Raw genomic sequence first — 14,591 nt, 5'->3', positions numbered from 1 at the left:
CTTATGCTAGGGATGGGTTCAAATAAAAACCAAACACAAGACGTTGGGTCAATTAATATAATCGGAAAAGGCACCAAAATTGTTGGGGATATTAGTTCGGCAGGTGATGTTAGAATTGATGGCACCCTAACTGGCAATATTATCATAACTGGTAAACTCGTTTTAGGTCAAACCGGATTTATAGACGGAAATATTACAAGTGTAAACGCAGAATTAGAAGGCGAAGTGAAAGGAATTGTTAACATTTCTGAAACCCTTTCTCTTAAAGCTACAGCAAAAGTTAACGGCGATATTGTGACTTCCAAATTGATGATTGAACCAGGTGCTTTATTTACAGGAAGCTGTAATATGGGAGCCAAAGTAAAAAACATGGTTCAAGATTCGGAGACATCAAATAATGCCAGAGCAAAAACAGCCTAATCTTTTATTTAAATATGGTAACATTGCCGTGCAAATGGGTGTTATTATCGGCCTCTCTGTTTGGGGAGGGAAAAAATTAGATCTACATTTTCAAAATCACACTCCGGTTTATACCATTGTATTAAGCTTATTGGGAATTGGCGTTGCGCTTTATCTTGCATTAAAAGATTTTATCCATCCTAAAAAAAATAGTTAACCATAACATGTAATTCGGTAGGTTTGAAGAGCGGAAATCTTTAACACAGAGTAAAGGAGTAACAGAGTTGTGCAGAGTTTTACTATGTAATAACCACATAGAAACATAGTAAGCATAGAGTAACGTGCTTAAAATGATTTTTTTAAGTAAACATAGGATTTGAAGCAAAGCTTCAAATTTATGTGTCACTATGTTTATTCTTTAGTTGATCCTATGCTTCTATGTGGTTAATTCGTTGCCGTAAAGTGAAAACTAAAAGGACCGAGAAAATAATTTTTTGTTTAAAAATTTGCCTATTAAAGCAATGAATCAAATTTTGAAAAATTTTTATGCGCTAGCAATTCCACTTTCATTATCCGTTGCTGTATCGCTGCTTTTAAATACTTACACCAGAATTATTTCCGAAAACTATTTGTACAGCCTTTCTTTTTTTACGCTCATAGGTTTTATTCTAAATATAATTTACGCTCAAAAGGCAGGTACAAAAATATTTACACAATTATTACTCGTTGCCATTGTTATCAAGCTTTTATTAGGATTAACAGGCGTTATTGTGTATTCATTCATTGATAAGCCAGGCTTCTTTAGTTTTTCAATTCAATTTATCTTACATTATATTTTGTTTACAATCTTTGAAATTAGATATTTACTTTTTCTAATTAAAAGTCATCCAATAAAACGTAATTAATATGCAACATAAACTCATTATCGGCTTCTTGTTCTTAAGTCTTGCTTTTACTGCACAAGAAAAAACAAATAAAAAAGATAGCGAATACAAATTCACAGTTATTAAAAATCTGGAGAATACCCCCGTTCAAAATCAAAATCAAACAAGTACTTGCTGGTCGTTTTCTTCCTTATCTTTTTTCGAAAGTGAGATCATTCGTTTGGGTAAAGGCAAAGCCCCGATAGATATCGGGGTTAACTTGAGTGAAATGTATGTCGTAAATAAGGTCTATTCCATGAAGGCTGATAATTACGTCCGCATGCACGGTAAAACTAATTTTGGTGAAGGCGGTGGATTTCCAGATGTTGTAACAGTTTTAAAGAACTACGGTTTGGTTCCTGAAGAGGTTTATACAGGTAAAAAAGATTTTAAAGCGCCGCACAATCATAAAATTTTGGAAACCACTTTAAAAAACATACTCCTTCCTGCTTCATTGGATGAAACCAATAAAATTGATTTTAGCTTTTTACACAATACTGTAAACTCTATTTGCGACGAATTTCTTGGAAAAACACCTGAAAAGTTTGACTATAAAGGGAAAAGCTACACGCCTAAAACCTATGCCGAAGCAACCGGATTAAAAGCTGAGGATTATATTTTCCTAACTTCCTTTTCGCACCATCCTTTTTACTCGCCTTTTGTTTTAGAAATTCCAGATAATTGGAATTGGCAAACCACTTACAATCTTCCTTTAAATGAATTTCAAGAAGTAATGAGTAATGCCATTAATACTGGATATACCTTTGCCTGGGGCGCCGATGTGAGCGAAAAAGGATTTATGCGTGCTGATGGTTTAGCTATTATTCCTGAAAATTATTTTGACAAAATAAGTGACGAGGAAAAAAAGAATCTTTCTATTAAGCCTCAAAAACAAATGCCAATCACTCAGGAGCTGCGTCAATTCGCTTTTGATAATTACGATACACAAGACGATCATGGCATGCATGTTGTTGGATTAGTAAAGGATCAAAACAACACCCTTTACTACATCGTTAAAAATAGTTGGGGGACAGATTCTAACCAATGTGACGGCTATTTTTACGCGAGTGAGAGTTATGTGCTTTTTAAAACCACTAGCATAATGCTTCATAAAAAGGCATTACCGCCTGCAATTGCTAAAAAACTGGGTATAACGCTTTAATAGCGTTTACTCATTAGAATGGCTTATTTAATAAGTTATTGAGCCATTTAAACCCCTTCTCCTAAATATTTGTTAATTCTACCCAACTTGCAAGACCAAACCAGCGTATATATATGTGAAAGGTTATGGTGAACAAATCTCCCGGTATACTCGAACGACTCCTACAAAAGTTTAGTACAATTTTTGCAAGGATTAGATCTAAAGGATTGAATGAAAATTTCTTTCCTGATGTGCCAGCACCAAAAATGCATGATTATTTCATGCGACCATTAAACAATACAAAATACCAACACATGAAAACACGACAATTAACCATCCCCATGTTTCCTTTAAATATGGTATTGTTTCCGGGAGAAACAACAAAGTTGTACATATTTGAAGACCGCTACAAACAATTGGTTGACGATTGTTTAGATAACGATGCATCTTTTGGAATTCCATATATGGAAAAAGGGAAAAGACAGCGTTTTGGCTGCGAAGTAAAAATAAACCGCATTTTAAAAACATACGAAAATGGCGGTATGGATATTTTAATAGAAGGAACTAATATTTTTGAGCTACTTGAGTTTTCTGAAATATTGCGTCCTAAATTGTATGGTGCAGGTTTAATAGAGTACTTAAACATCAATCAAAAAATTATTCTAAACAATCTGCAAGACGCAACCGTGAATTATTTTGGAACCGTTCAAAATAAAATAATTGATTACGAAACGGTTGCCAACCTAAGCATATACAGTGTTGCCTCTGCTTTGCAATTAACACATCCTGAAAAATACCGTTTGCTTGCCGCGCAAAATCAACAATTGCACTTATTAAATCTGCTTAATTTTATTATTCATATTATTAATACGGAACAGCAGCTAAAGGATAGGTTTATTGATAATTAAATCAATCTTGCTTAATCAATTTTCCTTGCGATTTTTTATCGAGAATGCCGCTTATTTCTGAAGGGATTCCTGTGTAATAAATATTACCCTTATCAAAAATAATGTACTCTAGTTTTTTAAGATTCTCTGCGTTCAGATAAGAATCACCAAGACTATAATTTTCAATAAAAATTTTATCTTTTACTATTAACTCTTGTGCATTAAAAAAGTTAGTTCCTTGTAAATGCACTAAGAGTTCGTTCGCGCTTCCATTTACTGTAATATCTCCATTACCGTTTGAGTAGGCATTAATAAAGCTGTAGCTACCACTTAAAAAAATATCTCCCGACCCTTCTGCACGCACCTTCACCGAATCTTGCATAAACCCATTTACAATTGTAAGATTTGCAACCCCATTACTGATGGCTTCCTTCAGATAAGGCATTGTAATATTAACTTTTATATTTCTTTTATAGCCACGTACAAAATTGCAAGTGTTTTTATTTTGAATTTTCAAAGTATCGTTCTGTATGGTGGTTGTAATATTTTTAATGATGTTTTCTCCGGCAGTCACTTCAACCCGAAAAGAGTTTCCTTCAAATACTTCCACTTCAATTTTATCGTAAACATCGATGCATCTAAAATTTCCAGGATTCCTTACATCAGAGATTTCTTTACCGTTAGACTTAAAACAGTCGAACGCATTTTCTTTTTTACAGCAAACAAAAAGGGCTAGAAAAAATAAATATATAAAACTACGTTTGCTCATTATTTCAAGAAAAAGCGGTATCCTAAACCATATTCAAAATCGTAAGCCACGGCAAAGTGCGTACGTAAACCAAAATGCACGATAAGCCCACTTCTACTGTAATACCTCACCCCTATTCTACTCACGATATTTGCATCAGGCTGTGTCTTTTGAAAAACATAATAACCCAATTCAATCGGAAAACTAATTCGTCCGACATTATAAGAATACCCCAAACGCGCACTCATGCGCATGCCTTCAAATCCTGTGGGTTTTCTTAAAAAGGTATTTTCATAATCGATTTGATAATTTTCGTCATAAAATAAATCAAAGCCGACGCTGAATTTATGGGTATTGCGAACATTTCGTTGGTAAGTAAGCGACACCACATAGCATTTGAGATCTTTGGTAGCAATATTTCTTTGATTAAAGCCAATGGCTGCAAAAGCCATGATCTCGTTCTTTGATTTCGCTTTTGTAGAAGAATCAACTTTAATGATTTCTGGTTTAGGTTTTGTTGATGGCATTAAAATATTTAAGGCCATGTTCAAACTCAATACATTCAAACCAAGATTTGGATTCTTAGCCTTGCCGTTACTTGCATGGGTGAAAATAAATCCCGGTTCAAAACGCAAGGCTTTTGATAACTTAAACTGCCAGAAACCTTTAAATTGCACAAAAGCATTTACATGACTTCCAATAGCAATGTTTTTATGATTTGTTTTTATATCAAAACTCTTGGTTATGTACGTAGCCCCAAAACAAAGCCGAATCACTAGGCGCGAGCGCTTTTCTTTTTCATTCAGAGGTATCTCAATATAAGGTGCAACAGTTAAAGCATATCCCAACTGGGAGGGGTTTTTGAAATCAAGGCACTGCAAACTCAGACCAATATCAGGCATATTGTTTTCATGATGCCATAATTTGTTCCCTAATGTAGGTTTAGAAATATTTATTTCGTAGTTCGTTGGATATCCCTTAATGAGATGCCCAATAGTACTGCGGTGAACGAGCACAAAGCCCGGACTAATTGCAGGTTTTATTTGCCAATCGGGATTACTGGTAATGCCATTTTGCGCAACGCACACAGAGACTATAAGAATAGAAAGAAGAGCACAAACAGTACGTTTTTTAAGCATTTGCTAAAATAATTAAAATATCGAAACCTTTACTTTTCCTAAACAACAATTAGTGCATTAATTTATTAAATTTGCCCGTATGGATGAACGTGCAGGCTCTTTTTTAAAACTGTTGAAAATAATGGATGAGCTAAGGGAACAATGCCCTTGGGATAAAAAACAAACCATCGACAGTATCAGACACTTAACTATAGAAGAAACATTTGAATTAAGCGACGCTATCTTAAAAAAAGATCTAAACGAAATCAAAAAAGAACTGGGCGACATTTTACTTCACATTGTATTTTATTCACGCATTGCCAGCGAAACTAAAGCATTTGACATTAAAGATGTTATGGATACTTTATGCGAAAAACTGATTTTTAGACATCCACACATATACGGCAACACAAAAGCAGAAACACCCGAACAGGTTAGTCAGAATTGGGAGCAACTCAAACAAAAAGAAAAAGGTGGCAATAAATCGGTTTTGGCCGGTGTTCCCAATAGTATGCCTGCTCTACTGAAAGCCTACCGTATTCAAGAAAAAGCCAGAGCGGTTGGATTTGACTGGGAAGATCCAAAAGAGGTTTATGGTAAAGTAAAAGAAGAGCTGGATGAGTTTGAAAAAGAAATTAAAAACAAAAATCAGGAAAACGCTCAAAAAGAATTTGGTGATGTTTTATTCTCACTTATTAATTACGCTCGTTTTTTAAATATTAATCCCGAAGATGCCCTCGAACAAACGAATCAAAAATTTATAAAACGTTTTGGTTATATGGAAAACAAAGTAAAAGAACAAGGCAAACAAATTGCAGATTGTAAACTGGCCGAGTTAGATATTTACTGGAACGAAGCAAAAACATTGAAATAAGTTTGAAGGTATTCCTGAAAAATAATAGCATCATTCTTTTAGCTTTCCTCATTACCATTGGTATTTCTACTGGTTTTCTGCTTAGCTATGAAAAAACAGATATACATTATTACCTAAATCAATTTGTAGGAAATAAGTATTTAAATTTCTTCTTCACCCATATCACCTACATTGGAGATGGCACCGTTGCAGTATTTATATTGATAATTATTATGCTTGCCAACATTCGTCTTGGTATCTACGCTACTTCGTCATTTTTAACAGCTACTTTTGTTTCTATCGGACTTAAACATTTATTTTTTGACGATGTAAATCGTCCGAGTTTTATTTTTCAGCATTACGATGGACGATCACTTACTCTTATAAATGGCGTGGATTTGCACATTCACAATAGTTTTCCGAGCGGGCATGCAACACAAGCTTTTAGTATTTTAATGTGTCTGGCATTTACAACACAAAATAAATTTTACAAATTAACACTTTTTGGACTAGCATTTTTAACTGCTATCAGTCGCGTATACTTATCACAGCATTGGTTAATTGATATTACTGTAGGAAGTATTATTGGCATGTTGTTTAGTTGTGTGTATTATTTTGTTTTTATTACGAACACTAAACTTGTAAAATTAAACCATCCTTTATTTTCAATTAAAACATCTTGAATTTTACTTCAAATAACAAATTACTTGTTTTACTCATTGGTGTAATTGCCGCGGTAATATTTATTCCTTTCATTGGCAATTGTCCCTTATTTGACTGGGACGAGGTAAATTTTGCTGAGTGTGCTCGCGAGATGATTGTTTCGAATGATTATTCGCATGTACAATTAAACTACCGGCCTTTTTGGGAAAAACCGCCCTTCTTTATATGGATGCAGGCTTTGAGTATGAATATTTTTGGTGTAAATGAATTTGCAGCTCGTTTTCCAAATGCAGTTTGCAGCATTGTTTCTTCAATATCTATTTATTTAATTGGAAAAAAATTTCACTCACAAAAATTCGGACTAATCTGGGCAGCACTTTATGCGACTACACTTTTACCCCATTTTTATTTTAAATCAGGAATCATCGATCCTTGGTTTAATCTGTTTATATTTTTATCTGTTTTCCATTCTCTACAATTTTTAAATAATCCAGAAGGAAAAAAAGAACTCATTAACGCTTTGTTAGCCGGACTTTTTCTTGGCGTAGCTGTTCTTACTAAAGGTCCAGCGGCACTTCTCATTTCTGCGCTTACCATACTTGCCTACTTAACGTGGAACAAACAACTCAAAACACTTTTCTCAAAACCTTTTATTCTATTTGTTGTAACCACACTTTTGGTTTCAGGAAGTTGGTTTATGGTAGAGTGGCTTAAAGGAAACAAAACAATTATTACCGAGTTTATCGATTACCAGATTCGTTTGTTTGAAACCGAAGACAGTGGCCATAGCGGGCCTTTCTTTTATCACTTTGTGGTGTTACTTATTGGCTGTTTTCCGGCGTCTTTAATTTTTATTGCCTCTTATCTAAAATATAAAAACTTAACCCCTTACCAGAAACTGTTTCGTAAAATATTCGTGTGTTTATTCTGGGTTGTACTAATTGTATTTTCTATTGCCAAAACTAAAATTGTACATTATTCCTCGCTTTGTTACTTCCCACTTACTTTTATAGCAAGCATAGGCTTTACCCAGTATTTTCATTCCTTTAAATTTAATTCAGGTTTAAAAATTTTGTATTGGATTTGCGCTGGCATACTTTCCATTGTTTTTACGGCTATAGGATTGATGAAGTTTATTAAAGATCCTCTTATCAATAGCGGATGGATACATGATGAATTTGCTGTGCAGAATTTACAAGCAGATGTTTATTGGACTGGCTTTGAATTTATTATTGGGCTGATCTTTTTAACGGGTGCCATCCTCACTTATGCTTCATTGAACAAACATAAGATTAGACTATTTTATTTAGGAATGGCGGTGAATTTGTTGTTTATTACTTCCTCGGTTCTAGTTATTGTCCCTAAAATAGAAGCCTATACGCAACACGCAGCCATTGAGTTTTATAAAGAACATGCGCAAGAAAGTTGTTACGTAGAAACACATAATTTTAGGAGTTACGCGTATTTGTTCTATTCTAATACCAAACCCAGCGATTACGTGAATCCAGATCAAATCGCATACATAGAAAATCAACTCAATGTGATGGAAAAACAAGGACATTCGCGTTTGCTAAGCTATGCTACCTCAAATTTATTATGGATGGAACATGGTAAAATTGACCGGCCGGCCTACATTGTTTGTAAAACCAAGGACGAAAAGCACCTTGATGGTTTAACAGAAATTCACAAATTATACCAAAAAAACGGCTTTTCTTTCTTTGTAAGAACACCTTTGCCGCCTGACAAATAGTCTAATTTTTTGCACTGGCATAAAATATGATTTAACTTAGTAATAATATTAAGATTTTGCCTATGAACTTCGGAGATTTGAATGATTTAGACTTTAAACACGGCATTGACGACGATTCTGATTTTATTCCCCTTCTCAGTATTGAGGATGAGGATAACATGAGAAATGAAAAAGTACCAGAAATACTGCCAATATTACCGCTTCGTAACACCGTTTTGTTTCCAGGTGTCGTAATTCCAATTACGGTGGGAAGAGATAAATCCATCCATTTAATTAAAGATTACAATAAAGGAGATAAAACCATTGGTGTGGTGGCTCAAAAGAGTGATAGTACTGAGGAACCTAATGGAGACGACCTGTATTCTACAGGTACTGTAGCACACATTATTAAAATGCTTAGGATGCCCGATGGTAATACAACTATCATTATTCAGGGTAAAAAACGATTTAAAATTGATAAATACATTCAAACAGAACCTTACCATAAGGCTACTGTAACAGCTATGGATGAGGAAATTCCGCTTAAAACCGATAAAGAATTTCAAGCCATTATTTCCAATTTAAAAGAAACGTCCACTCAAATTGTAAAAATTTCGCCTAACATCCCCAGCGATGCCAGTTTTGCAATCAATAATATTGAAAGCCCTACTTTTTTGGTGAATTTTATTTCGTCCAACATGAACGCTAAAACGAGCGACAAACAAAAAATGCTGGAAGTTCCGAATTTAAAAGAACGTAGCTTGCTTGTGCTGGAATATTTGAATAAAGAATTGCAGATGTTAGAATTACGTAATCAAATTCAAAACAAAACCAAAGTTGATCTCGATAAACAACAACGTGAATATTTTTTAAATCAGCAAATTAAAACCATTCAAGAAGAATTAGGTGGTACTAACTTTGAACAAGAAATAAACGAGTACCGCGAACAAGCTGAAAATAAAAAATGGAGCAAAGAGATTAAAGAAATTTTTGATAAGCAACTCTCCAAATTGCAACGTATGAATCCCAATGCTGCAGAGCATGGCATACAAACCAATTATGTGGAATTACTTTTAGAATTACCTTGGAACGAAATAACCAAAGATAATTTTGATCTTCAAAACGCACAGGAAATATTAGACGAAGATCATTTTGGTTTAGAAAAAGTGAAGGAACGTATTATTGAACACCTTGCGGTTTTAAAACTTAAAAAGAATTTAAAGTCCCCAATCATTTGTTTGTACGGCCCTCCAGGTGTTGGTAAAACTTCTTTAGGAAAAAGTATTGCCAAAGCCTTGAATAGAAAATATGTGCGGATGAGTTTGGGTGGATTAAAAGATGAAAGCGAAATTCGTGGTCACCGTAAAACATATATTGGCGCTATGCCAGGACGTGTACTTCAAAATTTAAAAAAAGTACAATCATCTAATCCCGTTTTTATTTTAGATGAAATAGATAAAGTAGGTTCCGATTATCATGGAGATCCTTCTTCTGCCTTGTTGGAAGTGTTAGATCCTGAGCAAAACTCTACCTTTTACGATAATTTCCTAGAACTGGATTACGATTTAAGTAAGGTGATGTTTATTGCTACCTGTAATAATTTAAATACAATTCAACCCGCTTTACGCGACCGTATGGAAATTATTGAAGTAAACGGTTACACGGTTGAAGAAAAAATGGAAATCGCTAAAAGACATTTGATACCTAAACAAATAGAAGAAAGCGGTTTAAAAAAATCACAATTAAAAATTAGCGATAAAGTACTCGAATATTTGATTGATACGTATACTGCAGAAAGTGGAGTAAGAAATTTAGAAAAAACAATTTCAAAAATCGCGAGAAACTCTGCGGTGCATATTGCTAAGGACGAAGAAATTCCAAAAATTACCGAAGAAGCGGTATTGAAAATTTTAGGACCATCGCACATTAAAGATAAATACCAGGGCAATGACATCGCAGGCGTTGTAACTGGTTTAGCTTGGACACAAGTAGGTGGCGACATTTTATTTATTGAAACCAGTTTAAGCAAAAGCAAATCGGGAAAGTTGACTCTTACAGGAAACTTAGGAGACGTGATGAAAGAAAGTGCAACACTTGCCTTAGAATATTTAAAAGCGCATCCACATTTAATAGATGCCGATATGGATGTTTTTGAAACACATAACATTCACATTCACGTGCCTGAAGGAGGAACGCCGAAAGATGGTCCAAGTGCCGGTATTGCTATGTTAACCTCTTTAGCAAGTGCTTTTACGCGAAGAAAAGTAAAAAAAGCATTAGCTATGACTGGTGAAATTACTTTACGTGGAAAAGTATTACCTGTTGGCGGTATAAAAGAAAAATTACTAGCTGCAAAACGTGCTGGCATAAAAGAAGTGATTTTATGTCTTGATAATAAAAAAGACGTGGAAGATATAAAACCCGATTATTTAAAAGGTTTAACCTTTCATTACGTAACACAAATGGAAGACGTTTTAAAAATCGCTCTTTTAAAAGAAAAGGTGAAAGAGTTAAATTAAAAACATTTATATAAAAAAATCCTCTGCAAACTCAGGAGACTTTTTGGTTTTAAGAAACGGACTAAACCAAAACCGAGTGCTAAAAAAATAGCAATCACTATATAAGTGCTTTCCGTTTTGATGGATCACCTAAAATTCTTATTTTAGCATAACTATCAAAGAACCCAAGAAATTCACTTAAAAATGGGAAAATCTAAAAAGCTATAAACATTCGCCAATCTCCCATATGTATGTTGGATAAGCGAAAGTTTATAGCGGGTATATGGTAGTTAGGGGTAAGTTTAACGGACGACACAACAAAACGACAATGACATTTAAAAACAAATTCCTCCAGACAATTTTAATATTAGTTGCACTGACATTTTTCATAGCTTGTGGACATAGCGACAACAACAACAATTTAGCACAGACAGACAATCAAGTTTTAACAATTGACACTTTTGCGACTTTTCCACCTGAAATAGACGGGTGTTCTTGCTATTTTTCAAATGACTCGACAGAATTGAAAAATCATATATACATTTATGCAAACGACTATGCAGAGACTTCATTTTTAAAAATAAATGGAGTTATGACAAAATTCACTCTAATTGATTTTAAGGAAATAGACACATTAAACGTAATTGCAAAATACAAAAGCGACAATTATGAAATGACAATTGACTCTAAAGACGGAATACAAAACGGTGACGAAACTTGGTTAAAAACTGGGACAATAAAATTGACGCACAAAAACGGTAAAACAATAACAAGGACATTTTATGGAGAGTGTGGTTGTTAATTACGCGGACAAAAAACCTACCCCTAACAGCAAATTCGCTCCATTTTTTGCGGGTTAACGTTCAAATGTATAACTTGGACAAGCAAAAAACGGCGCAAATTCGCCAAACGTTAGCTACAATGCGCCCAGTGGACGGACTAACATTCCGTTTCGACAAGAACAGTAGCATTTCGGTTGACAATTTTACGTTCATTTCGTATCGACATTACGGCTCGACAAGTGCATTAACATTTCGGCTGACAGCTTTTCAGACTTTGCTTCTAGTAGAACGTTTTCGGTTTCGTTCTCTTCCTTTTTAGCTCGGGACAACAGGCCTTTTGGCCATTACGTTTGCAGCACATTTGTTTGGCCTCCCTGGACATACGGTAAAGCCAAACAAATAAGCTCTAAGCGCTCCAAAAGGTGAAACAATTAACTACTGTAAGCTTATTTTTTTTCGTAATATTATAATTTTAACCCTTAAAAGAATGACATTTCACTTATTATTCAATCCCCATAAATGCGTTACCATATCAATTAAGGTCGCATTCATATTGTTTTTTTTCTCGCCGTTTTCACTTCAAGCGCAGAGTAAAAAAGAAAGAGCAGAATTAATCAGAAGATCAAATGAAATTCGCAGACAAGATTCCATCCATCAAGCAAACCAAAGAAATAATAATATCGCTCGAGCAAAAGCAGCTCAAGAAAAAGATTCAATTGAATTAGTCCATGCAAAAGCCAGAATAGCTGAAAAAATAAAAAAAGACGAAGACGAGGCAGCGGAAAGAAAAAGAAAACAATACGTAGCTAGGAGGAATGATTCTTTAATCTACATAGAAGAAAAGAGAAAACAAACTATTGAAAATGCAAAAACAAAAAGATTGGAAGACAGCCTTTTCAACATAAAAAAGAGATTATCTCAATGTGGAACTGTTCCTTTTAATATTATTTACAAGTGTTTAAAATTAGATAGTTTAGCAAGTTTTTATACTGACGATAATCAGTCTATTAAGGCCGAACGAACATATCTAGAATCGGAGAACCTTCTTAAAAGTAAATTTATAATCGGCAATATTTATAAAATTTGTGGCGTTAAAAATAAAGGCTTTTTTAACTTTAGTAACTTCAATGAAAATCGCGACTATGTTCTATGGGTGGCCAACGAAATTAATACCATTTTTTACATAAAACGTAAAGAGTCTAAGTTCGGAGTTGAATCTATTACATCTGACAATACTATAGAGAAAATAGAGAGCCTTAAAGATGACAGTAACTTTGAAATTACTTTTATGATAATCAAAAAAACAAAAAACTACAAATATCCAGTTCAATACAGCTTAGACCGTGCAGATGAATGGCATGAATTGACGTTAGAAATAGAGTGTAAAATTCTTTCAGTTAAAATTTTAAATTAGAGTAAAGCGAGCCAAGCTCAATCACAAGCACATTTGGCGCTTCTTTCAAAGGAAAATAATTTTCAGTGGCGCCAAATAAGCTTACAAAATCTGCCACAGCCTAACCGCCTGCAAGACAGCCAACCTCACAACGAAACCGAAAACGTGTTCAGGTCTTTTGCATTCCGGTTGACAACACTTCGGACAAGCAGACATGCTCAAATACTGTGTGTGGGCGCACTAGTAGCTAACAGCAAATTCGCGTCCATTTTTTGCGGGTTAGCGCTCAAATGCTAAATTTGGACAAGCAAAAAACGGCGCAAATTCGCAATCCGTTAGGCGTAATACTATGAGACAAAACAATATACTATTCCTTTTTGTATTACTGTTCGGCAACTCGGTCGGACAGACAAAAATATTCTTCGACAAATACTGGAACGAGACAAAGACAACTGACGAAGCGATTTTTTACAAAATTCTTCATAAAGACGTAAACGATTCTAATATCGTCCTGGAAAAAGCTTTCTACTTGACAGACACTTTAAAATGGATTAAAAAATACTCCGACTTTTTAAAAGGTAATATTGACGGAACATCGAAAAGTTTCTATTCAACCGGACAATTGAAGGAAATTGCAAACTATACAAATGGTTATTTAAACGGTGAACTTAAAACGTATTGGCAAAACGGTCATGCGAAACGGGACGACTCCTATGAAATGGGCAAGCTAGTTGACGGCAAAACATATGACTCGACAGGAAAACAAATAACATATTTTAATTACGAAAAAGCACCTGAGTATCCTGGAGGCATAAAAGAGCTGATTAATTTTCTTAAGTCAAACGTTAAGTATCCTGACATAGCAAAAGCAGACAAGATTTCTGGAAAAGTGTTGATTCAATTTATGGTCGATGAAGAAGGAACCATTAGAAATGTCAAAATTCTTAAAAGTATTTCCCCAGAACTAGATGAAGAAGCTTTGAGGGTAGTAAGGGGGATGCCCACTTGGACTCCGGGACAAATTGACGGAACTACAGTTCATTCGTATTTTAACCTTCCTATAAGTTTCAAGCTATAAGTACTACGCCTAACACAGGGCGTAGCGCCAGCCGGGACATCCGAACATGCAAAAGCAATTTTACGGGCAGACGCTTTTTTGTTTTGCTTTTGCTCCAAATATTTTAACTTCACGGTGGACATCAGAGTGTTTTAGCATCGGCGGTATTGTGACACGCGGCCGGCGCCAGCCCTGAGTCCGTTATGTTCAATGCGCCCAGCGGACGAATTAACATTTCGGCCTGACAAGAACCGTAGCATCTTGATTGACAATTGTCGGGTTCAAAGTTTATTAAATAATTTCGGTTCGAAAGGCAACGACGTTTGTTAATCGAACTCTTTGGTTTCTTATTCAATTTTAATTTGTTCCCGCAAGTGTTTTATGCCTGTGATAGCTATTT

14 protein-coding genes are annotated in these 14,591 nt (G+C 34.7%); 12 read left to right on the top strand and 2 right to left on the bottom strand.

Annotated features, from left to right (window positions below; translation table 11 throughout):
* Positions 1–12: 12 nt before the first annotated feature.
* The 5 genes from P2086_RS09665 to P2086_RS09645 all read left to right on the top strand — a co-directional run bounded on the left by P2086_RS09665 (position 13) and on the right by P2086_RS09645 (position 3,371).
* A complete protein-coding gene (locus tag P2086_RS09665) occupies positions 13–420 on the top strand; it encodes a bactofilin family protein (RefSeq protein ID WP_317896535.1) in 408 nt (135 codons plus the stop codon).
* Positions 398–616, top strand: coding sequence for an AtpZ/AtpI family protein (locus tag P2086_RS09660; RefSeq protein WP_317896534.1), 219 nt, complete (start codon positions 398–400; stop codon positions 614–616). Before P2086_RS09665 ends, P2086_RS09660 begins: the two co-directional genes overlap by 23 nt.
* A 304-nt stretch (positions 617–920) precedes the next feature.
* The gene (locus P2086_RS09655; RefSeq protein WP_317896533.1) at positions 921–1,304 is read left to right on the top strand and encodes a hypothetical protein; all 384 of its coding nucleotides are present in this window, start codon (positions 921–923) and stop codon (positions 1,302–1,304) included.
* A gap of 1 nt (position 1,305) precedes the next feature.
* Positions 1,306–2,484, top strand: coding sequence for a C1 family peptidase (locus P2086_RS09650; protein WP_317896532.1), 1,179 nt, complete (start codon positions 1,306–1,308; stop codon positions 2,482–2,484).
* A 206-nt stretch (positions 2,485–2,690) separates the two neighbouring features.
* Entirely contained in the window at positions 2,691–3,371 is a 681-nt protein-coding gene (locus P2086_RS09645) for an LON peptidase substrate-binding domain-containing protein (protein WP_317896531.1), read from the top strand.
* Position 3,372: 1 nt separating this feature from the next.
* Here P2086_RS09645 and P2086_RS09640 read toward each other — a convergent pair whose 3' ends face one another.
* A complete protein-coding gene (locus P2086_RS09640) occupies positions 3,373–4,119 on the bottom strand; it encodes a GIN domain-containing protein (RefSeq protein ID WP_317896530.1) in 747 nt (248 codons plus the stop codon).
* Complete coding sequence (locus P2086_RS09635) at positions 4,119–5,237, bottom strand: acyloxyacyl hydrolase (RefSeq protein ID WP_317896529.1); 1,119 nt, start codon at positions 5,235–5,237, stop codon at positions 4,119–4,121. The genes P2086_RS09640 and P2086_RS09635 overlap by 1 nt, the downstream gene beginning before the upstream one ends.
* A gap of 79 nt (positions 5,238–5,316) precedes the next feature.
* Between P2086_RS09635 and mazG the strand changes: the two genes are divergently transcribed.
* The 7 genes from mazG to P2086_RS09600 all read left to right on the top strand — a co-directional run bounded on the left by mazG (position 5,317) and on the right by P2086_RS09600 (position 14,212).
* On the top strand, positions 5,317–6,090 hold the full coding sequence (gene mazG / locus P2086_RS09630; RefSeq protein ID WP_317896528.1) for a nucleoside triphosphate pyrophosphohydrolase: 774 nt from the start codon (positions 5,317–5,319) through the stop codon (positions 6,088–6,090).
* 2 nt (positions 6,091–6,092) lie between these two features.
* The gene (locus P2086_RS09625) at positions 6,093–6,752 is read left to right on the top strand and encodes a phosphatase PAP2 family protein (protein ID WP_317896527.1); all 660 of its coding nucleotides are present in this window, start codon (positions 6,093–6,095) and stop codon (positions 6,750–6,752) included.
* Positions 6,749–8,482: an ArnT family glycosyltransferase gene (locus P2086_RS09620; protein WP_317896526.1), complete on the top strand. Its 1,734-nt coding sequence runs from the start codon at positions 6,749–6,751 to the stop codon at positions 8,480–8,482. Before P2086_RS09625 ends, P2086_RS09620 begins: the two co-directional genes overlap by 4 nt.
* A 62-nt stretch (positions 8,483–8,544) precedes the next feature.
* A complete protein-coding gene (lon, locus tag P2086_RS09615) occupies positions 8,545–10,980 on the top strand; it encodes an endopeptidase La (RefSeq protein ID WP_317900238.1) in 2,436 nt (811 codons plus the stop codon).
* A 307-nt stretch (positions 10,981–11,287) separates the two neighbouring features.
* Entirely contained in the window at positions 11,288–11,761 is a 474-nt protein-coding gene (locus P2086_RS09610; protein ID WP_317900237.1) for a hypothetical protein, read from the top strand.
* 467 nt (positions 11,762–12,228) lie between these two features.
* On the top strand, positions 12,229–13,155 hold the full coding sequence (locus tag P2086_RS09605; RefSeq protein ID WP_317900236.1) for a hypothetical protein: 927 nt from the start codon (positions 12,229–12,231) through the stop codon (positions 13,153–13,155).
* 328 nt (positions 13,156–13,483) lie between these two features.
* A complete protein-coding gene (locus P2086_RS09600; protein ID WP_317900235.1) occupies positions 13,484–14,212 on the top strand; it encodes a TonB family protein in 729 nt (242 codons plus the stop codon).
* Positions 14,213–14,591: the final 379 nt, after the last annotated feature.

Origin of the sequence: Aurantibacillus circumpalustris (assembly GCF_029625215.1) — a bacterium.
Taxonomy (GTDB): Bacteria; Bacteroidota; Bacteroidia; order B-17B0; family Aurantibacillaceae; genus Aurantibacillus; species Aurantibacillus circumpalustris.
Note: the sequence above shows the minus strand (reverse complement) of the source record. Positions and strands in the feature narration are given on the sequence as shown.